This is a genomic window from Bradyrhizobium sp. UFLA01-814 (genome assembly GCF_046718885.1).
Classification (GTDB): domain Bacteria; phylum Pseudomonadota; class Alphaproteobacteria; order Rhizobiales; family Xanthobacteraceae; genus Bradyrhizobium; species Bradyrhizobium elkanii.
In genome coordinates this window covers 1-26,935 of the sequence record NZ_JAQOSR010000128.1, presented here as the reverse complement: position 1 = coordinate 26,935, position 26,935 = coordinate 1, and the positions used below count along the sequence as shown (strand labels likewise).

The 26,935-nt window shown below is 65.7% G+C and carries 19 protein-coding genes, 1 tRNA gene and 2 pseudogenes; 11 read left to right on the top strand and 11 right to left on the bottom strand.

Going from position 1 to position 26,935, the window contains the following annotated elements; genetic code table 11:
- The first annotated feature begins 361 nt into the window (after positions 1 to 361).
- Positions 362 to 487 (top strand): hypothetical protein, encoded by a 126-nt coding sequence (locus PMN64_RS30850; protein ID WP_276325852.1) that lies wholly within the window; start codon positions 362 to 364, stop codon positions 485 to 487.
- Between the two features lie 151 nt (positions 488 to 638).
- Positions 639 to 1,076: a hypothetical protein gene (locus PMN64_RS30845; RefSeq protein ID WP_411783402.1), complete on the top strand. Its 438-nt coding sequence runs from the start codon at positions 639 to 641 to the stop codon at positions 1,074 to 1,076.
- 76 nt (positions 1,077 to 1,152) lie between these two features.
- Here the strand turns inward: PMN64_RS30845 and PMN64_RS30840 are convergent, their stop codons facing one another.
- From PMN64_RS30840 to PMN64_RS30820, 5 genes are all read right to left on the bottom strand, one after another.
- Positions 1,153 to 1,848 (bottom strand): hypothetical protein, encoded by a 696-nt coding sequence (locus PMN64_RS30840; RefSeq protein ID WP_411783400.1) that lies wholly within the window; start codon positions 1,846 to 1,848, stop codon positions 1,153 to 1,155.
- Between the two features lie 73 nt (positions 1,849 to 1,921).
- Positions 1,922 to 2,455 carry an invasion associated locus B family protein gene (locus PMN64_RS30835; protein ID WP_411783398.1) on the bottom strand — a complete coding sequence of 178 codons (534 nt, stop codon included), beginning with the start codon at positions 2,453 to 2,455 and terminating at the stop codon, positions 1,922 to 1,924.
- A 38-nt stretch (positions 2,456 to 2,493) separates the two neighbouring features.
- Positions 2,494 to 6,684 (bottom strand): beta strand repeat-containing protein, encoded by a 4,191-nt coding sequence (locus PMN64_RS30830; protein WP_411783397.1) that lies wholly within the window; start codon positions 6,682 to 6,684, stop codon positions 2,494 to 2,496.
- Between the two features lie 336 nt (positions 6,685 to 7,020).
- Positions 7,021 to 7,908 (bottom strand): helix-turn-helix domain-containing protein, encoded by an 888-nt coding sequence (locus PMN64_RS30825; RefSeq protein WP_411783396.1) that lies wholly within the window; start codon positions 7,906 to 7,908, stop codon positions 7,021 to 7,023.
- Positions 7,909 to 8,821: 913 nt separating this feature from the next.
- Complete coding sequence (locus PMN64_RS30820; RefSeq protein WP_411783395.1) at positions 8,822 to 9,730, bottom strand: LysR substrate-binding domain-containing protein; 909 nt, start codon at positions 9,728 to 9,730, stop codon at positions 8,822 to 8,824.
- Positions 9,731 to 9,798: 68 nt separating this feature from the next.
- Between PMN64_RS30820 and PMN64_RS30815 the strand changes: the two genes are divergently transcribed.
- Positions 9,799 to 10,416 carry a GNAT family N-acetyltransferase gene (locus PMN64_RS30815; protein WP_411783393.1) on the top strand — a complete coding sequence of 206 codons (618 nt, stop codon included), beginning with the start codon at positions 9,799 to 9,801 and terminating at the stop codon, positions 10,414 to 10,416.
- Between the two features lie 410 nt (positions 10,417 to 10,826).
- On the opposite strand, the gene PMN64_RS30810 is transcribed toward PMN64_RS30815, so the two are convergent.
- Positions 10,827 to 10,901 (bottom strand) — tRNA-Val (locus PMN64_RS30810).
- 78 nt (positions 10,902 to 10,979) lie between these two features.
- Positions 10,980 to 11,339, bottom strand: coding sequence for a cell cycle two-component system response regulator CpdR (cpdR, locus tag PMN64_RS30805; protein ID WP_016843340.1), 360 nt, complete (start codon positions 11,337 to 11,339; stop codon positions 10,980 to 10,982).
- A 305-nt stretch (positions 11,340 to 11,644) separates the two neighbouring features.
- On the opposite strand from cpdR, the gene PMN64_RS30800 reads away from it, so the two are divergent.
- From PMN64_RS30800 to PMN64_RS30790, 3 genes and pseudogenes are all read left to right on the top strand, one after another.
- A complete protein-coding gene (locus PMN64_RS30800) occupies positions 11,645 to 12,532 on the top strand; it encodes an N-formylglutamate amidohydrolase (RefSeq protein WP_411783390.1) in 888 nt (295 codons plus the stop codon).
- A 566-nt stretch (positions 12,533 to 13,098) separates the two neighbouring features.
- Positions 13,099 to 13,878, top strand: a complete 780-nt coding sequence (gene hisN / locus PMN64_RS30795) for a histidinol-phosphatase (protein WP_038384338.1) — start codon at positions 13,099 to 13,101, stop codon at positions 13,876 to 13,878.
- A gap of 73 nt (positions 13,879 to 13,951) precedes the next feature.
- A pseudogene (locus tag PMN64_RS30790) lies at positions 13,952 to 14,928 on the top strand (tripartite tricarboxylate transporter substrate binding protein).
- Between the two features lie 8 nt (positions 14,929 to 14,936).
- On the opposite strand, the gene PMN64_RS30785 reads toward PMN64_RS30790, so the two are convergent.
- Positions 14,937 to 15,830, bottom strand: a complete 894-nt coding sequence (locus PMN64_RS30785) for a LysR family transcriptional regulator (RefSeq protein WP_411783388.1) — start codon at positions 15,828 to 15,830, stop codon at positions 14,937 to 14,939.
- Between the two features lie 93 nt (positions 15,831 to 15,923).
- Here PMN64_RS30785 and PMN64_RS30780 point away from each other — a divergent pair, with 93 nt between their 5' ends.
- Positions 15,924 to 16,676 (top strand): sulfite exporter TauE/SafE family protein, encoded by a 753-nt coding sequence (locus PMN64_RS30780; RefSeq protein WP_028341339.1) that lies wholly within the window; start codon positions 15,924 to 15,926, stop codon positions 16,674 to 16,676.
- Positions 16,677 to 16,706: 30 nt separating this feature from the next.
- Here PMN64_RS30780 and PMN64_RS30775 read toward each other — a convergent pair whose 3' ends face one another.
- Positions 16,707 to 17,342: a LysE family translocator gene (locus PMN64_RS30775; RefSeq protein WP_028341340.1), complete on the bottom strand. Its 636-nt coding sequence runs from the start codon at positions 17,340 to 17,342 to the stop codon at positions 16,707 to 16,709.
- A gap of 239 nt (positions 17,343 to 17,581) precedes the next feature.
- Here PMN64_RS30775 and PMN64_RS30770 point away from each other — a divergent pair, with 239 nt between their 5' ends.
- Both PMN64_RS30770 and PMN64_RS30765 read left to right on the top strand, forming a co-directional pair.
- Positions 17,582 to 19,381, top strand: a complete 1,800-nt coding sequence (locus PMN64_RS30770) for an adenylate/guanylate cyclase domain-containing protein (protein ID WP_028341341.1) — start codon at positions 17,582 to 17,584, stop codon at positions 19,379 to 19,381.
- A gap of 60 nt (positions 19,382 to 19,441) precedes the next feature.
- Positions 19,442 to 20,101, top strand: a complete 660-nt coding sequence (locus tag PMN64_RS30765; RefSeq protein WP_411783385.1) for a hypothetical protein — start codon at positions 19,442 to 19,444, stop codon at positions 20,099 to 20,101.
- Positions 20,102 to 20,109: 8 nt separating this feature from the next.
- Here PMN64_RS30765 and PMN64_RS30760 read toward each other — a convergent pair whose 3' ends face one another.
- A complete protein-coding gene (locus PMN64_RS30760) occupies positions 20,110 to 21,057 on the bottom strand; it encodes an alpha/beta fold hydrolase (RefSeq protein ID WP_411783383.1) in 948 nt (315 codons plus the stop codon).
- A gap of 221 nt (positions 21,058 to 21,278) precedes the next feature.
- Here PMN64_RS30760 and PMN64_RS30755 point away from each other — a divergent pair, with 221 nt between their 5' ends.
- Positions 21,279 to 21,755, top strand: a complete 477-nt coding sequence (locus PMN64_RS30755; protein WP_038384347.1) for an Hsp20 family protein — start codon at positions 21,279 to 21,281, stop codon at positions 21,753 to 21,755.
- 82 nt (positions 21,756 to 21,837) lie between these two features.
- Here PMN64_RS30755 and PMN64_RS30750 read toward each other — a convergent pair whose 3' ends face one another.
- Positions 21,838 to 22,668, bottom strand: a complete 831-nt coding sequence (locus PMN64_RS30750) for a hypothetical protein (protein ID WP_411783381.1) — start codon at positions 22,666 to 22,668, stop codon at positions 21,838 to 21,840.
- Positions 22,669 to 23,140: 472 nt separating this feature from the next.
- Here PMN64_RS30750 and gltB point away from each other — a divergent pair.
- Positions 23,141 to 26,893: pseudogene (gene gltB / locus PMN64_RS30745) on the top strand (glutamate synthase large subunit); the annotation flags it as partial.
- Positions 26,894 to 26,935: the final 42 nt, after the last annotated feature.

Here is a 26,935-nt window from a genome sequence, read left to right as displayed (position 1 = left end):
CGTCGGCAGCGTCAGATGTGTATAAGAGACAGCCCTGCGCCGAAGCGAGACTGACGCCGGCCAACAGCACGGCCGTCGTCAGCAGAAATTTGCTCTTCATCATCTTGCTCTGCATTACCGATTCCTCCTGCAGTTTAGCGGCTGGCCGGATTGCGAAGCTGGCGCCAAATGGCTGGCGCGCTCCACGCCGTGGCCGCGTTCCAACAAAGCCGGCGAGCGACACGACGCAGCGGCGCGCGCGACTCACCGGTGAACCTGCCTTGTGAGGAAACAGCGTCGCCGCCCGCACCGTTCCTAGATGCCGGCGCGACGCGACATTTCGCGCCAAGGGAACTGCCGCGCGATCATCTTTCAGGAACCGATGGCCGCGCTTTCCCGTTTTGAAATGAAGCGTGGGTTCGCCGTCACGTCGATGTTCAGCGAGCTCGCGCGGATCATCATCCGCTGCGACCGGCGGAAGATCGGAACAGGTTCCGTTCGGCTTTGAACATTTGCTTCGCCGTCAACGGCAGCACCACTGCGCCCACATCGCCAGCCAGGCTTGTTGCAGGCCGGGGTTCGTTGCAGGCGCCGCCATTCGCAACCAATGCCCCCCTACCCCGTTGACCGGCTGGGCAATCATCATCGAGGAGGATCCCATGAGGAAGACAGGCCTTGTTCTTGCAACTGTCGGTGCGCTTGGGGTGAGCGCCATCGCAGCCCCGGCGCCCGCCGAAGCACGGTGGGGACACGGCGGGTGGGGGTGGGGTCCCGCGCTCGCTGGCGGATTGATTGCCGGCGCAGTCGTCGGCGGCCTCGCCTCGTCAGCCTACGGCTATCCGGGCTATGGCTATGGTTACGGCTACCCCGGCTACGGTTACGGCTATTCGCCCGCCTATTACGGGTACGGCGGCTATGCCTATGATGACGGCTATTACGCTGCGCCGTATCGTTGGGGCGGCGGCTACACCACGACATATTATAGCGGATACCGGCCGGCCTATTACGGCTACCGTTATCGTCACGTGGTGCGCCCGGCATACGCCTACTATCGCGGCGGCTACCCGCGCTGGCATCATCGCTGGCGTCATTGGTGAGATCGGCAGGACCGACGCGGCGCGGCCAGCCGGGCTGACCGGCGACGGCAAGGGTCGACCGTGTTGAGCAGCAGCGCTACCCGGCGACCCGCAGCGCGGTCACCGCGACGCAGGCGTTGCCCAGCGGAATCAGCACCACCTGCGCGCCGTTCGGCAGTGCCATCGTCGCGAGTTCACCGAGCGCGCCGGTCTGTCCGTTGAGCTTGGCGAGCTCGGCGGCAACCGTCGAGCAATTCTCCGTCCGCGGCGTCACCCGCACCAGATTGCCTTCGCAGGACGATCCGACCGGCGCGGCAAACACGATGCCGGCGGCCTGCTGATTGGCGGCGGGGGTGGCCTGGCTGGACTGGTTGGGTGCGAGCGCGACCAGCGACTGCACCGAATGCGAATTGCCGGCCTTGGCGTCCCACTGCGACTGCGCGGTGTAATTGGAATTCATCGCGAGGCCGCGGCCGAGCGTCCCGAACAGATTGGCGCAGGTCACGATGTTGCCCTGCCGCGCGTGCTCGTCGAACACGGTCGGTTGCTGGCCTGCCTGCTGCGGCGGAACGGATGCCGCGGCAGACGGCAGCGTCGGTGCTTCCTGCGGACGCTGCTTGTGCGGCTGCGGCTTTGCGGCGGGCTTTTTGGCCGGCGCGGGCGTGGCCGGCTGCAGGGGCATCGGCTGCGACTGGGCCGGCTGCATCTGCTGGGCATAGCCCACGACGCCGGCGGCACTGAGCGCCGCCACGACAACCGCCGTGAAAATCAGGATGGGGGTCTTCAATCGCATCGACGTATTCATCCTCTCGTGCCGCACTTCGATGCGTCGCTCCGGATTCCGGATCCGCATGCAGCTTGTCGTCTCATTTCAGTTTCGCCAGCACGCCGGATAGTCCGTCCAGCGGCGCTTCCAGCACGATCGGCCCTTGCGGCAGCTGATAGGACACGCGGCACGGCGTCGCCGCGCGGATGTGCCGCCTCAGCACATTGCCGATCGCGACCGTGGCGAAGCAGAAACTGGCATCGCAGCGGTCGGTCTGCGCGACGATGCGGTCCGGGCTGTCGCCCATCGCGAGCTCGATCTGCGCGCCGACCCCGGCGGCCGCGGGTATCCGCATCGCCATCAGCGGTTTGCCGTCGGCTGTCGCGATCAGCGACCAGTTGAAGGTGACCGCGCCCTGCGCGTTGACGATCGATTGCGTGACGTTGCAGACGCGGCGCTTCGATTTGAGACTCTCGTCGCAAATCAGGGTCCAGTTCTTGAACGGCTGGATCATCCGCCTGAACTCGCCGAGCGTCTCGCCCTCCGGCACCACGACGTCCGACGGCTTCACGGCGTAGGCGCCAGGCGGCGCGCCCTGCGCGGCGGCGCCCGCCGCCGCCCCGAGCCAGATCATCAAAGCCAGACACGCCAGCCGCCTCGTCGCCGTCAGGGTCAATTGAGCGTCAGGCTCACGCCGGCGCTGACGCCCCAGTCGCCGCCGGCGGTGGTTGCCGCCGCGTTGGTGCGCAGCTTGCCGTTCTCGCTGGTGTAGCCGATGCCGAAGGCGAGCGCGCCCTGGCTGCGCCAGACGCCGCCGCCCGCCGAGGCGCTCACCTTGCCGGGCCGGTCGTCATAGCGCAGCGATGCGGCGGCCATGCCGATCGCGGCCGCCCGCCAGGCGTCCTGCCGCACCTCGCCGATTTGGCCGTTGAGTTGCTGGAACGCGCTGTTGAGCTGATTGACGTTGACCGCATCGGTGCCGAGGACGCCGGGCGCCACGTTGCTGATGGTCACTGGCGCGCCGTTGCCGCTGTTCAGCGTCAGCTTGTTGGTGGTGTTGCCGGAACCGTCGGAGTCATAGCGGATCGAGCTCGACGCAACCGCCTGGAGCTGGCTGACATTGACCGCATCGGTCGCCGCCGAGCCCGCGGCAACGTTGGTGACGCGACGTTCGGCGCCGGATGAGCCGACCGACACTTCGCCGGTCGCAACGCCGGCGACGGTCTTGCCGACCACAGGCGTATAGGCCGCGTCGCTCAGATTGGCCGTGGTGGTCGCGTTGGCGCCGAGCGCCAGCGAGTTGGCCGCCGTCGCCTTGGCGCCAGCGCCGATCGCGACCGAGTTGTCGGCCGACGCGGCCGAGCCGTTGCCCATCGAGATCGCATTGCTGCCGCTCGCGACCGACTGCGGCCCGATCGCGACGCTCTCCGCGCCGGTCGCGATGGAATCCGCCGCGGTCGAATTGGCGTGGAAATATTTCACGCCGCCACCGCCGGTCGAGATGTTGCTCACCGTGGTGTAGAGAGCGGCAAGCGAGGTGTTGGTGGCCCAGAGCTGCGAGCCGTTGATCGCGTCGGTCGAGGTCTGGGTGATCTGGCCCGCGGCCACGTTGGTGATGGTGCGCTCCGCACCGGCGCTGCCGACACTGACGGTCGAGGTCGGCGTCGTGCCGGCGAAGTTGTAGGTGGTGCCGCCGATCGAGGTGCTCGAAGTCGCGACCACCGCCTGTGTGGTCGAATTGGCGCCGAGCGCGACGTCGCCGGCCTGCGCCGTCGCCTTGGCGTTCGGACCGAGCGCAACGCTGGTCGGGTTGGTGGTCTGGGATCCGGCGCCGATCGACACCGACTGGACGCCGCTCGCCTGGGCATTGGTGCCGAACGCGATCGAATCGGCGAAGTTGGACACCGAATTCTGGCCGATCGCGATGCCGCCGGGCGCGGTCTGCGCCACGGTTGCGCCAAAGCCCATGCCGATGCCGTTGTCACCGTTGACCACGGTCGCGGGGCCCACCGCGACCGAGTTGTTGCCGACCGCGAGCGAGTCGGCGAGCGTCGAGTTGGCGTGGAAGTATTTCGTCGTCGTGGTCGCGAACGACGTCAGTGCGCCGGTCAGCTGCCGCACGGTGACGGCGTCGCTGTCTTGGGTGCCGTCGGCCACATTGGTGATCTGCCGGTAGCTCGTCGCGTTGCCGACCGACACCGCGCCGAGCAGCGCGAGGTCGGTGGTGTTGAAGGGGATGATGGTGCCGCCGATCGTGCCGGACGCCGGCGCGAGCGCGCGACTGGAGATCGAGCCCGAGCCGAGCGCAACGCCGCCATCGACCGTCGCCTGGGTGTTGAAGCCCAGCGCGGCCGAATTCGCGGCAGTTGCCGAGGCGGCAACGCCCGCCGCCATCGAGTTGGTCCCGGTCGCACCGTTATTGGTGTAGTTGGCCTGCTGGGTGCCACCGTCGTTGACGGCATAGTAGTGCGTCAGGCCGTTGCTGACGACGGTCGAGAGGCTGTCGATCGCCGAGGTGGCGGCGAACAGCTGCGAGCCGTTGATCGCATCGGTCGAGCCGTTGCTGACCCGCCCCGCCGCGACATTGGTGATGGTGCGCTCATTGCCGACCGAGCCGACGCTGACCGTCGAGGTCGGTGTCGTTCCGGCGAAGCTGTAGGTGTTGCCGCCAATGACGATGCTGGCGGTTTGAACCGCCGCGCCGGTCTGGCTGCCCGAGCCGAGCGCGATGTCGTTGGCGTTGGCGGCGTTGGCGCCGTTGCCGATCGACACCGAGCCGCTGCCGGTCGCGGTCGACGCCGGTCCGATCGCAACCGAATCGGTGCCCACCGCGGAGGAATCCGCCAGCGTCGAATTGGCGTGGAAGTACTTGATGCCGCCGCCGGTGTTGATGTTGTTGACGGTGGTGGCGAGGCCGTCGACCGCCTGGTTGGTGGCCCAGAGCTGCGAGCCGTTGATCGCATCCGTCGAAGAGTTGCTGATCCGGCCCGCCGCGACATTGGTGATGGTGCGCTCGGCGCCGAGCGCACCGACGCTGACGGTCGAGGTCGCCGTCGTCCCCGCGAAGCTGTAGGTGGTGCCGTTGATCACCGTGTTCGGCGTGTTGACAGCGGCAGCGGTGACGCTGCCGGAGCCGAGCGCGACATCGCCGGAGCTTGCCGCCGCAGTGGCGCCGTTGCCCAATGCGATATTGCCCGCAAGACCGGCGGCGCCCGCGGTGGAGCCGTTGCCGAGCGCGACCGAGCCTTGGCCGATCGCCTTGTTGTTGTTGCCGATCGCGACGGCGCCGTTGGCCTGGTTGGCGGCGGTGGCGGTGGCGGTGCCGTCACTGTTGGCGATGTTGTTGGCGCCGCCGGTGAAGGCGCCGGTGCCGCTGGCATAGCTGGGATCGCCGATCGCCACGGCGCCGTTGCCAAAGGCGGTGTTGTTCGCGCCGATGGACACGGCCTGCCCGCCGGAAGCCGTCGCATTGGTGCCCACGGCGACAGCATTGGCGGAACTGGCCGCGGCATTGTTGCCGACGGCGATGGCGCTCGTGGCCGACGCATTGGCGCCGATGCCGAGTGCGGTACTGGCGATTCCGCTGGCGCTGGCGCTGACGCCGGCCGCAAGAGAATTGTCTCCTGTCGCGTGCGCTCCAGACCCGAATGAGGAGGCGTTTTGGCCGCTGGCAACGGCCGTGTTGCCAACCGCAGTGCTGGCGGCAGCACTCGCATTTGAGGCAGTGCCGATCGCCAGCGAACTTGTGCCGGCGGCACTGGCCCCAACGCCGGTCGCGAGCGAACTGATGCCGGCTGATGCCGCATTGTTGCCGATTGCGATGCCGCCTGTCGCCGCAGTGTTGACGACCGCGCCCGACCCGATCGCGACCGAGCCCCCGGTGCTGAGCGCCTGCGCTTGATTACCCACAGCCACGGCAAAATCTGCGGCTGCGTTGCTGGAGCTACCTCCGGCGAATGAGTTGATCCCCGACGCGGTCGCCTGCTTGCCAAGCGCAGTCGCACTGTCCGCCGAGGCAACGGATGCCCAGCCTCCGGCCCACGAATAGTTGCCGCTCGCCAAGGAGCTGACGCCGACCGCAGTGGCATTGCCTCCGGTGGCATTGGCGAAGGTGCCCAAGGCGCTGGTGCCGGCGCCTGTGGCGATGGCTTGAACGCCGAGCGCCACCGAGTTGACGCCACTCGAGACCGTGCCCTGGCCCAGCGCCATCGCGCCGCCAGTGCCCGTCGCCTTCGCGTTCAGGCCGAGCGCCACGGAGTACTGCGCTGACGCAACGGATGAACGCCCAACCGCAATCGCGTCGACCTGAGATGCTGTTACGTCGGTGCCGATGCCGATGGCACTCGTAGCGAGCGCGCCGGTCCCCAGAGCCGTGCGCGAGCCGAGATAGAGCGAATTTAGCTGTGAAGCGATCGACTGAAAACCGATCGCGATGGCGTTCTGGGCGCCTGCGCTGGTGCCGGTGCCCTGGGCAACGGCATCCAAGCCGGCCGCGTTTGCTCCACTTCCGATCGCGATGGCGCGCAGGCCGCTGGCTGACGAATTGGTATCGATCGCTACGGAATCGGTGCCGGTCGCACTTCCACCACCGAGCTGCACGCTTCCCGCGCTCGCGGCCGAGGCGGTCAGCACCGCGACGGCTAACGCGAGTGCCGTCGCGACGGCCGACCCGCCGATTCCCAGTGACCCGAGGCTTAAGCGATCCCGCTTCACGCCAAGGACACGGTGCGCCTGACGCAGCACGGCCAGCAGCCGTCGCCGCAGCGAAGTGCTGCCCGCATCGCCCGATGCGACCCAGCTCCAGACGAAGCCGGCGCGCCCTCGACGCTTCAGCGATTTTGTTGAGTTGTGTGCGACAGCCATGGTGCGCCCCTTTCGCGACATCTGGTCCAGACGCCGGAGGCGACGCGCCATGGACCGGGCCGACGCGCGGGCCCGCCGGCCGCACGCGCGAAAAAATAACGATGATCGTGCACACGATCATCGTCCCGTCCTGGCCAACGATGTGTCGAATTCAACGAGCGCATCTTGCCACCCAGCGCTCGCTCGACTGCCCCATCAATGTGCCCCGAGTCGTCATGTTGCAAAATGATAGACACAATTTTGCCAGCGTCACTCAGCAGGCCGTCCAAATAACACGCAGATCGTCTCACAAGTTGAAGGATTCGCTCGATGCACCATGAGTTGTTTTCATACACCTCAACCGGTAGTTGATCGGCAGCGCATGCGTTCGCGCATCTCGCGCGGGCTGACGCCGAATTCGCGGCGGAAGGCGCGGGTGAAATCGGACGCCAGCTTGAAGCCGTGGCGATAGGCGATCTCCTGCACCTGCCTCTCGGCGGACGAGACAAGTTCTGCATGTGCCGCGCGCAGCCGCTTGCGCAGGATGTAGCCGGCAACTCCGCCAACGCTCTCGAATGCACGGTAGAGGGCAGAACGCGAGATCCGCATTTGCTGCGCAATGCGGTCCGGCGTCAGGTCGAAGTCGGCGAGATGCGACTCTATATAAAGACGCGCACGCTCGAACAACACCGACTCGATCGCGCCGCGCGCCTGCTCCAGCCGATCCGAGGAGAGTTGGATGCACGCGGCGATCATCTGCGCGGTCGCCCGCCCCGCCTGCCTCAACTCCTCCGAGGACATGAAGGTGATGCGCGTTTCGAGTCGGTCGAAATAATCGGCCAACAATTCGATCAGATTGCCTTCGAGTAGAATATTGCAGACACCGTCGAGTCGATCGGCCACATCGGCGAACGACTGGCGCGGCAAACCCAGCACCAGGCCGTCATAGTCCGTGATGCTGCCGCGGAAATCCTCATCGAGCGAGATCAGGAACATGGCGCCCGGCCCGGCGTGAATCCGCCGGTCTGCGGTCTCGAAGCGGGCTTCGCCGGAGCGCACCCGGTACAGCCACCAGATATCGACGGGCGTGCCATGCGACGGTTTGATGACACGGGCGAATGATTGCGCGGCGAATCGCCCCGACGTGAAGACGACATCGGCCATGTTGCAGGTCAGGTACTCCACCAGGAACCCGTGCGCAGGGCTATGACCTTCCGGTGGCGCAACGTCGACCAGCGAAGCCATCCGCGTCTTCCAGACCTCGAACTGCTCCGAGGGCGGATAGTGTCGTGTCGAGAACAGCCGCGGCGGCGCGGGGGTTATATCCCTGATGTTCCGCGGCTCGCGCGGCAAGGGAACGTGTTCCAGGAACTGCGCTGCGTGTGCCGGCGTCTTGTCGTCTTCTTGCATGTACTTTCGTGCCCCGTTGGCGCGAACGACGAACGTTGGCTCAACGGAAGCGCATTCCCAAGGTTGCGTCGCCGGCCGCTCACAGACCGGCGAATTTCGGGGAGACAAGGAAGAGGCATTTCGGGATTCGGACATCGACGGCTTACGCCGGCCGCTCCCGATAGGGTTGACGCAGGTTCCTCTGGCAGTCGTGCTCGCACATGGCGTTCATCATTGTCGCGTCATTGCCGTGTCCGGCTCGGATGCTCCGTCACGAGCAGGCTTGACTGATCTAGAGAACAATCTGCGCGAGAACCAGAGGGGCGGCAACGCGCGGCGTGCAGAAATCCAAGATTGCGTTCATGCGATGCGATCGGGCAACGCATCATCGCAGAGTCTTCAGAAAATTTTCTCGATCTCCGCGCCTGGACGAAACGCATGTCGCTGCAAAGGCGCCACCTAAGCACGGTAGATGACATATCGAGAATCCCGCGCATGATCGCATTGCGAACGCTCCTGCCCAATCATGCGGCAATCCACCGCGTACGACGTGAATGCAATCCGTACGAATCGAACACGCGCGAGGCGTACATGCGCGCGCACGCTGCGGCATTCACATGTGAGCGTCGAGATGACGAAAGTCAAAAGTGCCCGTCGAATTTTTCTGCGAGCACAGCGCGCTAAGCAAAGCGATTGCGTCGCGGGCGGCTCGCGCCGTCCCGCGAGGTCATGCCGAGCGCAACGCGAGAGAAGGCCTTGCCGCTGGTGCTCAAGCCTGCATGCGCGCGGACTTCCTGTAATCAGCGGTTTCGGCGCGCAGCAGATCGCAGAATTGAAGTGCGAGACGGCTTCGCGGCCGCTGCGACGGAAGCAGCAACATGGTGGCGATCTCCAGCCGTGGCACGAACGGCTTGAGTACGATTTTGGAGCTTGCAAAATCCCGAGCCACGATCGGGTCGACGATCGAGAAACCCAGTCCCTGTGCAACCAGGGCGCAACGCTGCATGCTGTACTGGATCTCCGCGACCGTCTTGATCTCGACCTTGGCCTCATCGAGGATGCGTTCAAAGCGGGATCGATGCGGTGCGCTCGGGGAAGCTGCGATCATGGGCTCTCCCCGCAGATCTTGCGCTGCGATCGATCGCTTCGAGCGCAACCGGTGCTGGCGGGGCAGGACGCAGACCGCCTCCGTTATCATGAGGAGCTCGTCGTCGACCGCGGCAAACCCCGCCTGCGGCCGCGCCAGTCCGACGTCGCATTGTCCCGAGGCCACCAGACTCCAGACGCGCTCGGGGCTGTGGACAGCCACGGATACGACGATGTCGGGATTCTTCCGCAGGAAGCTGCTGACGATCTGCGGCATCAACGAATAGGTGAACGCCGGAAGACATGCGATCCTGAGTGTCCCGCTGCCGCGCTCGCGAATGCCACGCGCGGCGCGCGCCAGATACTCGAGGCCGGCCTGGTTTCTCTCGACCTCGCGCAGGAATATCTCGCCTTCCGGCGTCAGCGTGACGCCGCCTCGCCCGCGTTCGAACAAAGCAAAACCGATCTCGCGCTCGAGACGTGCGATCGCGCGGCTGATGAAAGGCTGCCCCACCCGAAGGCTCAAGGCGGCCTTCGTGATTCCGTTGTGGCGCACGACCTCTCGAAACAGGTCGATATGTCTTGGATTCATAACCAATTTGCATATGAACTGGCGTTCCGGTCATTTGACGGCATGCTCATCGGGTGCGTCAATAGGGCATGTACCTGTCGAGCAACCATGCAAGCTTCGCCACCGACCGCATCCTGTTGACCAGGATCACCGGCCCGGAGTCTTCGCGCGCACAGCAGCTTCGCGAGGCAGCCATGCTGCGGCGGCTCGATCGCGGCACATCTGACCGGCCGAACACCGCGCGCCTGGCGGCGGCACGGGAGCAGGTCGACACCGCGGCTGCGTTCGCAATCGAGGCCGCGGGATCGGGAGACCTGCTCGGCGTTTCCGGGTTCGGCGCGATCGACCGGCACGAAAAGCGGGCTACGTTCGCCCCCATCTGGAGCATCGGACGGCTGGACGAGGCCATGCTCGTCAGTCACGTTGCACATCTCATGACGCGGTATGCGTTCGAGGTGCTCGACGTCGAGCGAGCCGAGCTGCATCTGGACTGGCGCCTGAGGCACATGCTCGATCTCTACGCCGCCCTCGGCTTCCGCTGCGAAGGAAGGCTTCGCGCATATTTCGCAGCTGATGAAGGTCCGTCCGCCGATGCTGCGGTCCTGAGCTTGGTTCGCTCCGAATGGCCCTCCGTTGTGCGTCGACAGCGCGAGGTTCTCGCCGGCGAAACGTGGCGCTACCGGCTTCCGTCCGACCGCCCTCCATAGCGGCGGCCAAGCTCGGACAAAACGATGTCACGCGAATGCGGGCGTATGACTCGCCGGTCGAGCCACACACTCAGTGTCGTCCTGCGAAAGCAGGGACCCATAACCACCGAAGGTGATTGTTGCGCGATGACTGAACGACGAATCCCTTCAACAGCATCCGCCGCGGAGTATGGGTCCCTGCTTTCGCAGGGACGACGCCTGGAGGGAGCCGCGACCCCTCGGTTCAAACACTGCTGTCTCTGGAATACCCGCCTGCGCGGATGACATCGCGCTGTTTGACAGGTTGAAGCAGAAACCACGATTTCGTCGTTGTGACGCGTGGCTTGCCGAGCCGAAGCTCGCGGCCACAAGCCCGCCTCCGCCCGTCGGGCTTCGGCGCGGCATCCTTCTCTCGCTGCGCGAGCGAAGGATGGTGGGTGCGACAGGGATCGAACCTGTGACCCCTACCATGTCAAGGTAGTGCTCTCCCGCTGAGCTACGCACCCAAAGCGTATTTGGATCGGGTCCCTATAACGGACGGCGGCGGGGCAGGCAAGGATACAAAGTGAAGGTTTTTTGGCGAATCAGGCCGCCAGCAACTTGTTCACTTCGCTGACCAATTCCCTGAGGTGCACGGGCTTGGCCAGCACCTTGGCGTTTTTCGGCGCCTCCGAATCGGAATTGAGGGCCACCGCGGCAAAACCGGTGATGAACATGATCTTGATATCGGGATCGAGTTCCGAGGCACGGCGCGCCAGCTCGATGCCGTCCATCTCGGGCATCACGATGTCGGTGAGCAGCATTTCGAACGGCTCCTCGCGCAGCCGCTGGTAGGCCGACATGCCGTTGTCGTGCGGCGAGACCTTGAAACCCGCGTTTTCGAGCGCCTTGACCAGGAAGCGGCGCATATCGGTGTCGTCTTCGGCGAGAAGTATTTTCGGCATGGCAGGAATCGTCGAATCCGGCTTGAGGAGCAGTCCGAACAGTTAGCCCGACAGACGGTAAATTTCGGGTGAAATTTGCGTCAAGCCAGCGGCAAATGCGCGCCACCCATTTGTGGACTGAACCGGACATCGAATCAACCGGGGGCCGCATTTGCTGCTTTTAAGACGCGTTCCAGCCGAAACCACACTCTTTTCACTTGGCAGAATGATCGCGATTACCGACAATGTCTGCCCATAAATCTCCGCTTTTCCGGCACACTCAGTTGTTGCGGGGCGAGGCGGACGCAAGGGACGGCGCCAAGGGAATGACCGAATTTGCTGGCGAGTTGTCGCCCCCGTTCGAGATCGTTGAGCCGCAGGCCTGGCGCGCGCCCATCATCTTCAATTCCCCGCATTCGGGCTCGGTTTATCCGGCCGAATTCCTCGAGGCGTCGCGAATCGATGTGGTGTCGCTGCGCCGCTCCGAAGATTCCTTCATGGACGAGCTGATCGCGGGCCTCAGCGATCGCGGCTTTCCGATCGTGCGGGTCAACTTCCCGCGCTCCTATGTCGACGTGAACCGCGAGCCCTACGAGCTCGACCCGCGGATGTTCACCGGGCGGCTGCCGAGCTTCGCCAATACGCGCTCGATGCGGGTGGCCGGCGGGCTCGGCACCATCCCGCGCGTGGTCGGCGACGGCCAGGAGATCTATCGCGAGCGGCTCGACGTCGACGAGGCGCTGCGCCGGATCGAGGTGCTCTACAAGCCCTATCACCGCGCGCTGCGCCGGCTGATCAACAAGGCGCACCAGGCGTTCGGCGCGGTGATCGTGGTCGACTGCCACTCGATGCCGTCGGTCGGCGTGTCGCGCGACGAGCCGCGCCGGCCCGACGTCGTGATCGGCGACCGCTACGGCACGAGCTGCGCGCCGTTATTGCCCGACCTCGTCGAGGAGATCATGAGCTCGCTCGGCTATTCGATCGGCCGCAACAAGCCCTATGCCGGCGGCTTCATCACCGAGCATTACGGCAACCCGGCGAGCGGCCTGCACACCGTGCAGATCGAGCTCAACCGCGCGGTCTATATGGATGAGCGGCGCCGCGAGCGCGGGCCGCGCTTCGCGCAGATGGCCGCCGACTTCGCCACCCTGGCGGATGCGCTCGCGAAAATCCCGTTCGGCGATCTCGGCCCGTTCCAGGCGGCTGCGGAGTAATCAATCCTTCGTCGGGCACTGCGATCCTGACGAAGTCATGAACCAGGAATTCAAGTTGGCGGCGCGATAAGCGCCGAACTGGATTCTCAGTTCACTTGCGGAAACGACGGCCCAAGAAAAAAGGGCCGCTTGAATGAACAAGCGGCCCAAGTCTAGGGAGGAAACGCCCAAGGAGGGCAGCGATAGCGCGAGGCGCTACCGCACCGCAACAATATGCGACCGCGCTGCACAAAACGCAAGAACTTTCGAAACATTTCTTGGGTAATGTTGGAAAGTCTGGCGAAACTGCAACAGGCCGGCAGGAGCGGCTTTCCGTATGTAGGATCAATATCTTACAAGGGAAGCCCAGAGCGGTCGGCGCTCCGCGCATAGCTTGTATACCAGAATTCGCAACTTCGTGATCGAGGCCGAGACCCGGTGCGCTTTCGAATCCGAAGCCAAATCGAAAGTCCGGAACCGCGTCGTCGGGCTGGACACTCCGTTAATCGTGCGCGCCGCGCCGGATTGAGCTAGGCAAGAACGCATCCGATTTCTACCGCGTCGTTTGCGCAGTTCAGGGACATGCCGTGACGGTCATCGACTTTACCGCCTTCATCGGCCGCCTCGCGACCGCATCCGGCGAAACCATCCTGCCCTTCTTCCGCACCTCGCTCTCGGTCGACAACAAGAGCTCGAACGATTTCGATCCGGTCACCGAAGCCGACCGGGCGGCGGAAGCCGTGATGCGGCGGCTGATCAAGTCGAACTTCCCCCAGCACGGCATCGTCGGCGAGGAGTTCGGCAATGAGCGCGAGGACGCCGACTATGTCTGGGTGCTCGATCCGATCGACGGCACGAAATCCTTCATCGCCGGCTTTCCGATCTGGGGCACGCTGATCGCGCTGCTGCACAAAGGTACGCCGGTATTCGGCATGATGCACCAGCCCTATATCGGCGAGCGCTTCTCGGGCGACAACGGCTCGGCGCATTACTCCGGCCCGTCGGGCGAACGGCGGCTCTCGGTGCGGCGCTGCGCCTCGCTGAAGGAAGCGACCGTCTTCACCACGAGCCCGCTGCTGATGAATCCCGATGACCGCGCCCGCTTCGGCCGCATCGAGAACGCGGCGCGCCTGTCGCGCTATGGCGGCGACTGCTACTCCTATTGCATGCTCGCCGCCGGCCATCTCGACCTCGTGGTCGAGACCGAGCTGAAGCCCTACGACATTGCCGGCCTGATCCCGATCGTCACCGGCGCCGGCGGCGTCGTCACCACCTGGGACGGCAAGCCGGCGCAAAGCGGTGGCCGGATCATCGCGGCCGGCGACCCGCGCGTGCACGAAGCGGCGATGAAGCTGCTGAACGCCTGAGTTCCTGGCCTGATTCTTGAGTTGCCGGGCGCCTGATCTGCGCCCATCCTGACCGCAACCAGAAAAGTCAGGGATGGGCGACATGACGATGTGCGGCAGGCTGCTGGCAGCCCTTCTCCTGCTTCTCGCGCCCGTCACGGCTTCGGCCCAGGATTTCCCGACCAAGCCGCTCCGGCTGATCGTGCCGTTCCCGCCCGGCGGGCCGAACGACATCATCGCACGGGTGATCGGGCAGAAGATCTCGGAGCTCGCAAGGCAACCCGTCATCGTCGACAACCGCGCCGGCCAGGGCGGCGTGCTCGGCACCGACGCAGTCGCGAAGGCGGCGCCCGACGGCTCACGGTCGCGATCGCGAGCGCGGGCGCGCTGGCGATCAGCCCGAGCATGGAGAAGGTCGCCTACGACACGCTGAAGGACCTCGCACCGGTGAGGCTGGTCGCGACCGTGCCGGAGATGCTGGTGGTCGCCGCCAACGTGCCGGCGAAGAACATGAACGAACTGGTCGCGCTCGCCAAGGCGCAGCCGGGCAAGCTCAACTTCGCCTCCTCCGGCCCCGGCAGCCTGCCGCATCTCGCCTGCGAATTGTTCAAGCTGACGGCGAAGATCGACATCGTGCACGTGCCCTATCGCGGTGCCGCGCCGGCGGTGAACGACCTGCTGGGTCAGCAGGTGCAGATGACCTTCCTCGACCTGCCGGTGATCCTGCCGCAGATCAAGGCGGGCGCGCTGCGGCCGATCGCGCTCGGTGGGCGCGAACGCGCGCCGACCGCGCCCGACGTGCCGACCACCGCCGAGGCCGGCATGCCCGACCTGATCATCGAGAACTGGTACGGCATGGTCGCGCCGGCTGGAACGCCGCCGGCGATCGTCGCAAGGCTGAACCAATTCGCCACAGCGGCGATGGCCGATCCGATCGTCAAGCAAAAGCTCGCCGAGCAAGGCCTGACGCTGGCCGGCGACACGCCGGAGCATTTCCGCGACTTCATCGCTGCCGACATCAGGAAATGGGCGAAGGTGATCCAGGACGCCGGCGTGGTGACGACGAAATGAGCCAGCCGTCAGCGCTGCGCTTCGGCGCGCAGATAGTCCACGAGCTGCTTGGCCGCCCGCGGCAGCGCCTTGAAGCTGCGCGCGCAGATCGTCAGGCGGCGGTTGGCCCAGGCGTCGCGGATCCTTATCGTCGTGATCGGCATCGACGCCGCGCAACGCCGCGCCGCGGTCTCCGGGATCACGGCGACGCCGACATCGGCGGCGACCATCTGGCAGATCGCATCGAAGCCGCGCAGGCGGGCGCGGAAGCGCAGCCGCGCACCGAGCTTTGCGGCGTGCCGCGAGATATGAACCTGCAGCGCGGACGTTGCCGTGAGCCCGACGAAATCGCGGCCGACCACTTCCTGGAAGTCGATCTGGCGACGGCCGCCGAGATCGCTGCGTCGCGACGCCACCAGCATCAGGCGGTCCTCGCTGAACAGGAAGCGCTCGACGCTGTCGGGCAGCGCGTGCTCCGCGGCGAAGCCGAGATCGGCGGCGCCGCTGGCGATCGCGGTTGCGATATCGGTGCTCTCGCGCTCCTCGACGTCGACGCTGATATCGGGATGCTCGTGCAGGAATGCCGCGAGCGCGCGCGGCAGATGCTCCGACAGGCCCGAGGTGTTGGCCAGCAGCAGCACGTTGGCGCGAACGCCGCTGGCATAGGCGGCGAGATCGCTTTGCAGCGCCTCGACATTGTGGATCACGATGCGGGCATGGCCGAGCAGGCTCTCGCCCGCCGCCGTCAGTTCGACGCCGCGCCGACCGCGCTTGAGCAGCGCGACGCCGAGCGCTTCCTCGAGGCCCTTGATCCGCTCGCTGGCCGAAGCCAGCGCAAGGTTCGCGCGCGCCGCGCCCTGCGTGATGCTGCGCGCATCGGAAACCGCGATGAACAATTGCAAGTCGGTCAGGTCGAACCGCATGACGTTTCCCGCCCCCATACCTTCGGGTCGCCCGAAGGCTAACTCCGTAACCTCCAGATTGTGCCGTTCGCATCGATCGGTCAATGTGCCGCCATGGTCGACCATCTCCTGATCTTCATCGCTTTCGCCTTCCTGCTCGCCGGCTTCGTCAAGGGTACGCTCGGCCTCGGCCTGCCGACGGTCGCGATGGGGCTGCTCGCAACCACGATGGCGCCGGGCCAGGCGATTGCGATCGTGATCGTGCCGGCGATCGTCACCAATATCTGGCAGACCTTCGTCGGTCCCTATCTGCGCGACATCATCAAGCGGCTGTGGCCGCTGATGCTCGGCACCGTGGCCGGGATCTGGATCAATGCCGGCCTGCTGACCGGGCCTTACGCGGCGTACGGCACCGTGGTGCTGGGCGTGCTGCTGGTGATCTACGCAATCGTCGGCCTGAGCCGGTTCAGCTTCAAGGTCGCGCGGCGCGACGAGAAATGGATCGGCGGCATCGTCGGCGTCATCACCGGGCTGATCTCGGCGGCGACCGGCGTTCAGGTCATCCCCTCGATGCCGTTCATGCAGGCGATCGGCATGGAGAAGGACGAACTGGTGCAGGCGCTCGGCGTGTTCTTCACCACCGCGACCGTGGCGCTTGCCTTCAACCTCACGGCCTCGGGCCTGCTGACGGCAGCCACCGCGCTGCCGGGCGCGGTCGCGATGGCGGCGTCGTTCACCGGCATGTTCATCGGCCAGGCGGTTCGCACGCGGATGCATCCCGAGGCGTTCCGCCGCTGGTTCCTGATCTCGATGATCCTGCTCGGCATCTATCTCGCCGGCAGCGCGCTGCTCAAGATCCACGGCTAGAGCGGCACAGCCAGAGCGCCAAGGCGCGAGCTAGCGCGCTTCCAGCGTCGCAACGCGGACGCCGAGATAGATGAAGAGCGCGCCGAGCGAGCGGTTGATCCAGGCGATCACGCCGGCCGATTGCCTGATGCGGCCGGCAGCCCGCGCCGCGAAGGCCGCAAGACCAAGGCACCACAGCGTGCCGCCGGTGATGAAGATCAGCCCGAGCACCAGGAAGGCGAGCGTCTTGTGCGGCGAATCGGCCGCCACGAATTGCGGCAGGAAAGCCAGGAAGAACAGCGCCACCTTGGGGTTGAGGGTATTGGTCAGCGCCCCCTGCCAGAACACGCGCGAGATCGAGGTCTCGCCGCCCTGCCCTGTGATGTCAGCGATTGGCTTGGCGCGCGCCAGCAGCATCTGCAGACCGGTCAGCACCAGATAGGCCGCGCCGACCAGCTTGACGGCCAGGAACGCGGTCGACGAGGCCATCAGCAGCGCCGACAGGCCGATCGCCGCACCCAGCACATGGACCAGGCAGCCGCAGCTGATACCGATCGCCGCAGCGGCGCCGCCGCGCCATCCGAGCTGAATCGTGCGCCCGATGATATAGGCGGTATCCGGCCCCGGTGTGACGTTGAGCAGCAGCCCGGACAGGACGAACAGCCAAAGCTCGTGAATTCCCAGCATGTCAGCGACGTTAACCTATGCAAGTAGCCGTCCGGAAAGGCTGATCCGCCAGCCGGCGCCATCCCGGCGACACACGAATTCAGTAGAGAACTGACTGTACCATCCGTTGGTCGCGTGCCAATTGCTGCTACTATGCATTATAGGTGCCTGCAAACCGGGCTTCCGCCGGACCCGGCCTGTCTTGTAAGTATCGGATTCGGTCACCTCGGCTAAAGTGGCCATTCCAGGGCACAGGAGACATGGAAAGACGGCTCGCTGCCATTCTTTGCGCTGATATCGCCGGCTATTCCCGCATGATGGGTGCCGACGAGGCGGGGACGCATGCCTCGTTCAAGGCGCACCGCAGCGCGATTTACCCGATCATCCTCAACCATGGCGGCCGTATCGTCAAAAACACCGGCGACGGCTTCCTGCTGGAATTTCCGAGCATCATCGGCGCGATCGAGGCCGCCGTCGCGATGCAGACCCTGATGGCCGAGCGCAACGAACATCTGCCGGCCGACCGTGCCATGCACTTCCGGATGGGCGTCCACATGGGCGACGTCATGGCCGACGAGGACGAGGTGTTCGGCGACGACGTCAACATCGCGGTCCGTCTCGAGACAGTCGCAACGCCCGGCGGCATCGCGGTGTCGGACAAGGCCCGCACCGAAGCGGGACGGCGGCTTGCCGTCACCCTCGTCGACGCCGGCCCGCACCGCTTCAAGAACATCGCCGAGCCGGTCAATGTCTGGACCTGGGCGCCGGCCGGGTCCGATGCCCAGGAGCAGGTTCCGGACGACGGCCCGCATCTGCCGGGGCAATACCGGACTGCAATCGTCGGCGTGCTGCCGTTCGACAATCTCAGCGGCGGCGCCGACGAATATTTCTCGGACGGCCTGACCGAGGACCTGATCCACGCGCTGTCGCTGCAATCCTTCTATCGCGTGCTGAGCCGCAACTCGACCTTCGCCTACAAGGGCAAGAACGTCTCGACCCGGCTGATCGCGCGCGAGATCGACGCAACCTATCTGATCCAGGGTTCGGTACGGCGCGCCGGCAACAAGATCCGCGTCTCCGCCGAACTGATCGCGCCCGAGAAGGGCGAGCAGCTGTGGACCGGCCGCTACGACCGCGACATGGGCGACCTGTTCGCGATGCAGGACGAGATCACCGCGAATCTCTCCGCCGCCGTCGCGCAGGAGATCTATCGCGCCGAGGCCTCGGCACCGGCGCGCTCGCCGAACGCCGAACTGACGGCGTGGGATCGCTTCCTGAAGGGGCTGTCGCACTACTATCAGCAGACCAAGGACGATTGCGAAACCGCGATCGCGCTGTTCAAGGAGGCGATCGAGCTCGACCCCGCGCTGTCGATCGCGCGCGCCTATCTCGCGCTGATCCAGATCCAGAGCATCCAGTTCGGCTGGATTCCGAGCACGCGCGAATTGTGGGCCTCGTCGGTCAGCCTGGCCGAGAGCAGCGTGCGGCTCGACCCGCGCTCCTCGTTCGCGTTTTCGCTGCTGGCCTACCTGCACGCGATGCAGGGCCATTACGAAGCCGCGATGGACGCCATCAAGCGGGCGATCGAGCTCAACCCCTACGACATGGGCGCGCGCGGCGTGCTGGGAATCTGCCACATGGTGATCGGCGACCATCGCAAGGCGGTCGATCTGTTCTCGACGGCGGTCCAGCGCGGCAACAGCGACCCGCGCTACCAATGGGCGGCGCTGAACGCGTTCAGCCATTATCTGCTCGGGCAATATGACGCGTCGCTGTCGTGGTCGCGCGAGGGGCTGTATCTGAACCCGAACCATCTGCAGTGCCTTGCAGTGCGCACCGCAGCGCTCGCCCAGCTCGGCCGCGCCGACGAGGCCGCGCAGGCAGCCGAGGCACTGCTCGCCAACCATCCGGAGCTGACGGTCGAACGTCACTTGCGCAATTTCCACTGGAAGAACCCGGCCGACATCGCGCATTATCGCGACGGCCTCTTGAAAGCCGGCCTGCCGTTCGGCAAACTCGCTCTGGTTGCGTCCACATCGAAATTCGCCATCGACTCCTGAGCGAATTCATCCACCGGTAATGGATGCTTTTTAAGCTGACGCTTTTCAGGATGTGGTTTGATGTCCGATACGGCTGCAAGCAAGGCGCCCGCCCCGCAGATTTCTCCTGACAATCCCTGCCCGTTCCTGCGGGCGCTCGTCGCCGGCAACTATGTCGGCGGCCATATCGTGCCGCTGCCCGAGCTTACCGGGACCATCGGGCGCGCAACCGGCAAGACCGGGTTCGAGGGGTTCACCGCACGGGCGAAGATCTTCATGGTGGCGCAGATCGCCAACGGCCTCGGTCCTTTCAGCCAGCTGCGCAGCCTGTTCCAGGGCGCCATTCTCGACGCGTTGCGCAACGGCCCGCTCGACAAGCACGGCGCCGGTTCGCGCATCCTCGACCAGCACGCGGTGGTCCATGAGGACGAGATCGCACGGCTCGCAACCTTCGGCAAGGACTACAAGGCCCCCGACGGCAGCGTGGAACGCGGTCTGTCGGCCGCCGAGATCAAGACCTTCATGGCGGCGAACTTCCAGCGCGCCAAGGACGAGCATCCGCCGTCCTACGGCATCCTGCACTGCTACTATCCGCTCTTGATGCTCGGCGAGTGGCCGGTGCTGCTCGACATCATGGGCAAGGGCGACGGCAAGGACCGCTATCTCAGCGTCGCTGAGGTCAGGACCCTGTTCGTGGACAAGCGCTTTCCGGACCGCATCGTCGCGCTGTTGAACGGCTGAGTCGCCTATTACTTGAACAGCGGCGTACCCGGCACGAACGCGTCGAACGCCGCCCAGAACTGGCCACGGTAGCGGTCCTGCTCCTGCAGGATCTCGTGCTTGGAGCCGGCGATCACGAGATGCGAGCCAGCACGCAAGTGATAGGCGAACTCCTCGATCGCGGCCGTCGACACCACCTCGTCATTGCTCGCCGCCAGCATCAGGATCGGCTGGCGGATTTCGGACGGATACGACATGCCGCGGAAGGTGCGCATCGCGGTGAACGCGGTGTCGGCCCAGGCGATCGTCGGCGCCGCGATGCCGAGCGTCGGATCTTCTTCCAGGATCGCCGCGTTGCGGGCGTGGCGCACCGGATCGCTGGTCACGGGATTGCCGATGAAGGGCGCGAGGCCGACCAGTTCGTCGCCGCCGCCGGGAACATAGCGGCCGCCCTGCCCGGCCAGCCGCATGATCCGAAGCAGCGCGCTCGGGAAGAACGACACGCGGCGGCGCGGCAGGTCGATCATCGGCGCCGACAGCACCATGCGATCGAACCAGCGCTTGCCGGCATGCGCGAGGCGCAGCATCACCGCACCGCCCATCGAATGCGCCAGCGCGAAATAGGGCGGCGGGCAATCCGGCAGCACCACCTGCTGCACGAAGGTCTCGACGTCGACCTCGTAGTCGGCGAAGTCGCGTACATAGCCCTTGCGGGGATCGCGCAGCCGCCGCGACGAGTGGCCCTGCCCGCGCCAGTCGATCATCGCCACCGCAAAGCCGCGGTCGCGCAGATCGCGCACGGTCTCGAAATATTTTTCGATCATCTCGCCGCGTCCGCCGAACACGCAGACCGTGCCCTTGCGGCCGGGCGGCGGCGCCCAGCGCGCAAAGCGCAGCTCGGCCCCGTCTGATGTCTTGATGGTGCCACTGACAACGTCGTCCGGAACCGGGTTGGCGGGAATCGAGACGAGCGTCATGAAGGGGACCGGAGTGGTGAGACAGGATGGAGATCAAGGACGCCGGCGCCGAAAAATGCGACGCGGTTTCCGCCTCTTGAACGCGACGTGACCCCTCCCATATCACCTCCGTGCAGGCCGCTACCAGTGTTTCGGAACCGAAACATCAGGCTGCACACATCTAAGCCCGGCCCGATGGCGGGCGGGTAACTGAAACAGTCGCTCAATGGAGGACTATTCCTATGCGTAGCTACGACCTCACTCCGTTTTATCGTTCCACCGTCGGCTTCGACCGCCTCTTCAACCTGCTCGATCAGGTGACCTCGGACGGCAGCCCCGGCTATCCCCCCTACAACATCGAGCGCACCGGCGAGAATGCTTACCGGATCAGCGTTGCGGTCTCCGGCTTCTCGCAGGCCGAGCTTTCGATCGTCGCGAAGGAGAACACGCTGACGATCAAGGGCGAGAAGAGCGCCAACGAGAACTCCGGCAACGGCTCCGAAGTGCTCTATCGCGGCATCGCCTCCCGTGCCTTCGAGCGCGTCTTCCAGCTTGCCGACTTCGTGCAGGTGAAGAACGCCTCGCTCGAGAACGGTCTGCTCCACGTCGATCTCGTCCGCGAGATTCCCGAGGCCAAGAAGCCCCGCAGCATTCCGATCGGCGGCGGCGAGAAGGCCCCGCAGGTCGTTGACGGCTCGGCCGGCAAGGTCGCCGCCTAAGCAACAAACCCCGCGTCAGCAGATATTGGCTGATCGCGAAAACGCCCCGGGAAACCGGGGCGTTTTTTGTTGCCGGTAACCGCTACTCCAATCCCTGCACCTTGGGCATTGCCTGGGTCGGCAGGATCGCGGGCGCAGTCGCCGGCGGCGGAGCCCCCTGACCGACGGTCGGAGCCTCGGCTTGCTGGACGGCTTGCGGCGCAGCCTGGGCCTCGGCCGGCTTTGGGGCTGCGGCCTGCTCAGCCGGCGCGGGTGCGGCTGCCTGGGCAGGCTGCGGCGTGGCCGCCTGCGGGACGGCGGCCTGAGCCGCCGGGGCGGCAGCCTGAGCTGCCGCCGCCGGAACCTGGGCAGCCGGGGCCGGAGCCTGGGCAGCCGGGGCCGGAGCCTGGGCCTTGGCCGAGAGCGGGCTGCGTTTGGGCACCGGCACGCGGCTGGCGACATGCGGGATCGGGAGTGGCGGGCGCGGCACCCGGGCCTGGATCGGCCGCGGCATCGGCCCGACGGGACCGTCGGTCGCGCTCATTTCCTCTTCGTAATTGTCGCCGAGCCGAGAGGCCGGCGTGAAACGGATGATGTGGCCGTCGCGGGCATCGATCACCAGCCGGCCGTCATCGCCGCCCTGGTCGATCACCGAGATCGTGTAGACGAACCCGCGCTGCCGGGGCGCACCAAGCGGCAGATAGCCGTTCTCGCGCAGCACGGTATAGACCTCGACCGGAGGCAACAGGCTCGGCACACGGCCGTAGCGCGGCGGCGGCGGAACCTCGGGCATGGCGGCATAGGGCCCGTCCATGTCGGATACCCTGACCAAATGCGGGCTGCCGATCCGGGCGGGCGTCGCCAGCTGGGCCTCGGCCGCGGCTGCGCTGAGCGCGAGGGCCGCGGCAGCAACCGAACCTGTGAACAACTTCATCGCCGTAACTCCTGTCTGCCCGCCCTTGGGAGCGTTCCCGCTCTCTTGCCGGCTTGCCCCGGGGCAAAATTTCAGTTTCAAATTCGGCGGTCCTTGGTCGCTCCTTGGGCCAGATCACGGCGTGTTTGCTTCGAATCAGGGGCGCGGCGCGGCCACCGAGCCGTTCGATCCGAGCATGCGGGCGGGGACTTCCTCGCGCTTGTGTGATAGACAAAAATTTGGCAAGGTCGTAGTTAGGACAGTAAAGCTGTCTCAATTTCGCGGCCATCCCGGCATAGGGATTGCAACGAGACCTCGGCGCCCCGAGCTCCGAGAATGCTGCAGGCAGGGCCGTCCCTCAGGGGACGTTGAAACGCCCGTCGTCTGAATTTAGGAAAATGCGGCTCGCGGCGGACGAGCGGTGGCCCGGTGGGTGCCGCAACGTCCAAGGTGCGCCAAATATGGTGGGGCCCTTACGAAAGGGAGAGGACACATGAGCGGGTCGGAATTCGAGCGCGAAAACATCGTGGCAGGAACGCTGTCGGCGACCGCGGACTCGAAAGCCGCCGAGCCCGCGCGTGAGTTGCATACTTGGCGCCCGGAAGCCGAAGGCCTGTTTGATCCGAGCCTGGAAAAGGATTCCTGCGGCGTCGGCTTCATCGCCAACATCAAGGGCCAGAAGTCGCACCAGATCGTCTCCGACGCGCTTAACATCCTGTGCAACCTCGAGCATCGCGGCGCCGTCGGCGCCGACCCGCGCGCCGGTGACGGCGCCGGCATCCTGGTGCAGATCCCGCACGCCTTCTTCGCGCGCAAGACCGCGGAGCTCGGCTTCAAGCTGCCGCAGCCCGGCGAATACGCCATCGGCGCGCTGTTCATGCCGCGCGATGCCGCGTGGCGGAACGTGATCAAGAGCATCATCGCCGACGAGATCAAGAACGAGGGCTTCAAGCTGCTCGGCTGGCGCGACGTGCCCAGTGACAATTCCTCGCTCGGCGTCACCGTGAAGCCGACCGAGCCCTACCACATGCAGGTCTTCATCGGCCGCAATGGTGCGGCCAAGACCGAGGACGATTTCGAGCGCCACCTCTACATCCTGCGCAAGTCGATCTCGCAGGCGATCTATCAGCGCCGCGACCGCGGCATGGCGGGCTATTATCCGTGCTCGCTGTCGTGTCGCACCGTGATCTACAAGGGCATGTTCCTCGCCGACCAGCTCGGCAAGTACTATCCCGACCTGCATGAAGCCGACTTCGACAGCGCGCTGGCGCTGGTACATCAACGCTTCTCGACCAACACCTTCCCGACGTGGTCGCTGGCGCATCCGTACCGGATGATCGCCCATAACGGCGAGATCAACACGCTGCGCGGCAACGTCAACTGGATGGCGGCGCGGCAGGCTTCGGTGCATTCGGAACTCTACGGCAAGGACATCAGCCGCCTCTGGCCGATCTCCTATGAAGGCCAGAGCGACACCGCCTGCTTCGACAACGCGCTCGAATTCCTGGTGCAGGGCGGTTACTCGCTGCCGCACGCCGTGATGATGATGATTCCGGAAGCGTGGGCCGGCAATCCCCTGATGGATGAGCAGCGCCGCGCCTTCTACGAATATCATGCTGCGCTGATGGAGCCGTGGGACGGCCCGGCCGCGATCGCCTTCACCGACGGCCGCAAGATCGGTGCGACGCTCGATCGCAACGGCCTGCGCCCGGCGCGCTACCTCGTCACCAAGGACGACCGCATCGTGATGGCGTCCGAAATGGGCGTGCTGAAGATTCCGGAGGACCAGATCGTCACCAAGTGGCGGCTGCAGCCCGGCAAGATGCTGCTCGTCGACCTCGAGCAGGGCCGCCTGATTCCCGACGACGAGATCAAGGCCGACCTCGCCAAGAGCCATCCCTACAGCGACTGGCTGCATCGCACCCAGATCCAGCTCGAGGAGCTGCCGGATGCGCCGGCCAAGGGCGTGCGCTCCAACCTGCCGCTGCTCGATCGCCAGCAGGCGTTCGGCTACAGCCAGGAAGACATCGCGATCCTGATGACGCCGATGGCCGCCACCGGCGAGGAAGCCGCCGGCTCGATGGGCAACGACACGCCGATCTCGGCGCTGTCGGACAAGCCGAAGCAGCTGTTCACCTACTTCAAGCAGAACTTCGCGCAGGTGACGAACCCGCCGATCGATCCGATCCGCGAGGAAATCGTCATGAGCCTCGTCTCGATCATCGGGCCGCGGCCGAACCTGTTCGACCTCCAGGGCGTCGCCTCTACCAAGCGCCTCGAGGTGCGGCAACCGATCCTGACCGACGCGGATCTTGAAAAGATCCGTTCGATCTCCGACGTCGCCGAGACCCACTTCAAGTCGCGCACGCTCGACACCACCTTCCACGCCGGCTTCGGCGCGGCGGGCATGGAGCAGGTGCTCGACGAGCTCTGCGCGCGCGCCGAGGGCGCGGTGCGCGAGGGCATCAACATCATCATCCTGTCGGACCGCATGACCGGCACCGACCGGATTCCGATCCCGTCGCTGCTGGCCTGCGCCGCCGTGCATCATCACCTGATCCGCACCGGCCTGCGCACCTCGGTCGGCCTCGTCGTGGAATCCGGCGAGCCGCGCGAGGTGCATCACTTCGCCTGCCTCGCCGGCTACGGCGCCGAAGCGATCAACCCCTATCTCGCGTTCGAAACCATCCTCGCGATGAAGGACCGGCTGCCTGGCGCGCTCGACGACTACGAGATCGTCAAGCGCTACATCAAGTCGATCGGCAAGGGCCTGCTCAAGGTGATGTCCAAGATGGGCATCTCGACCTACCAGTCCTATTGCGGCGCGCAGATCTTCGACGCGGTCGGCCTGAAGGCGGATTTCGTCGCCAAGTATTTCGCCGGCACCCACACAAGGATCGAGGGCGTCGGCCTCGGCGAGATCGCCGAGGAGACCGTGCGGCGCCACACCGACGCGTTCGGTGACGGCCAGATCTACAAGAGCGCGCTCGATGTCGGCGGCGAATATGCCTACCGCACCCGCGGCGAGGACCACGCCTGGACCGCGGAATCGGTCTCGACGCTGCAGCATGCCGTGCGCGGCAATTCGCAGGAGCGCTACCGGGCGTTCGCCAAGATCCTCAACGAGCAGTCCGAGCGTCTGTTGACGCTGCGCGGGCTGTTCCGGATCAAGAGCGCCGAGGACGACAAGCGCAAGCCGGTCAAGCTCGAGGACGTCGAGCCGGCTAAGGACATCGTCAAGCGGTTCTCGACCGGCGCGATGTCGTTCGGATCGATCTCGCGCGAGGCGCACACCACGCTCGCGATCGCGATGAACCGGATCGGCGGCAAGTCGAACACCGGCGAAGGCGGCGAGGAGTCCGACCGCTTCAAGCCGATGCCCAACGGCGACAGCATGCGCTCGGCGATCAAGCAGGTCGCCTCGGGCCGGTTCGGCGTGACGACGGAATACCTCGTCAACTCCGACATGATGCAGATCAAGATGGCGCAGGGTGCCAAGCCCGGCGAAGGCGGCCAGCTGCCCGGCCACAAGGTCGACGCAACGATCGCCCGCGTCCGGCATTCGACGCCGGGCGTCGGCCTGATCTCGCCGCCGCCGCACCACGACATCTACTCGATCGAAGACCTCGCCCAGCTGATCTACGACCTCAAGAACGTCAATCCGGACGGCCAGGTCTCGGTGAAGCTGGTGTCCGAGGTCGGCGTCGGCACGGTTGCCGCCGGCGTTGCCAAGGCGCGCGCCGACCATGTGACCATCGCGGGCTTCGAGGGCGGCACCGGTGCCTCGCCGCTGACCTCGATCAAGCATGCCGGTTCGCCGTGGGAGATCGGTCTTGCCGAGACCCATCAGACGCTGGTGCGCCAGCAGCTGCGCAGCCGCATCGCGGTCCAGGTCGACGGCGGCTTTCGCACCGGCCGTGACGTCGTGATCGGCGCGCTGCTCGGGGCCGACGAGTTCGGCTTCGCCACCGCGCCCCTGATCGCGGCGGGCTGCATCATGATGCGCAAGTGCCACCTCAACACCTGCCCGGTCGGCGTCGCGACCCAGGATCCGGTGCTGCGCAAGCGCTTCACCGGCCAGCCCGAGCACGTCATCAACTACTTCTTCTTCGTCGCCGAGGAAGTCCGCGAGATCATGGCGCAGCTCGGCTACAAGACGTTCGACGAGATGGTCGGCCAGGTCCAGATGCTGGACCAGACCGCGCTGGTCTCGCACTGGAAGGCCAAGGGCCTCGATTTCTCCAAGCCTGTCTCTTATACACATCTCCGAGCCCACGAGACTTAGGAT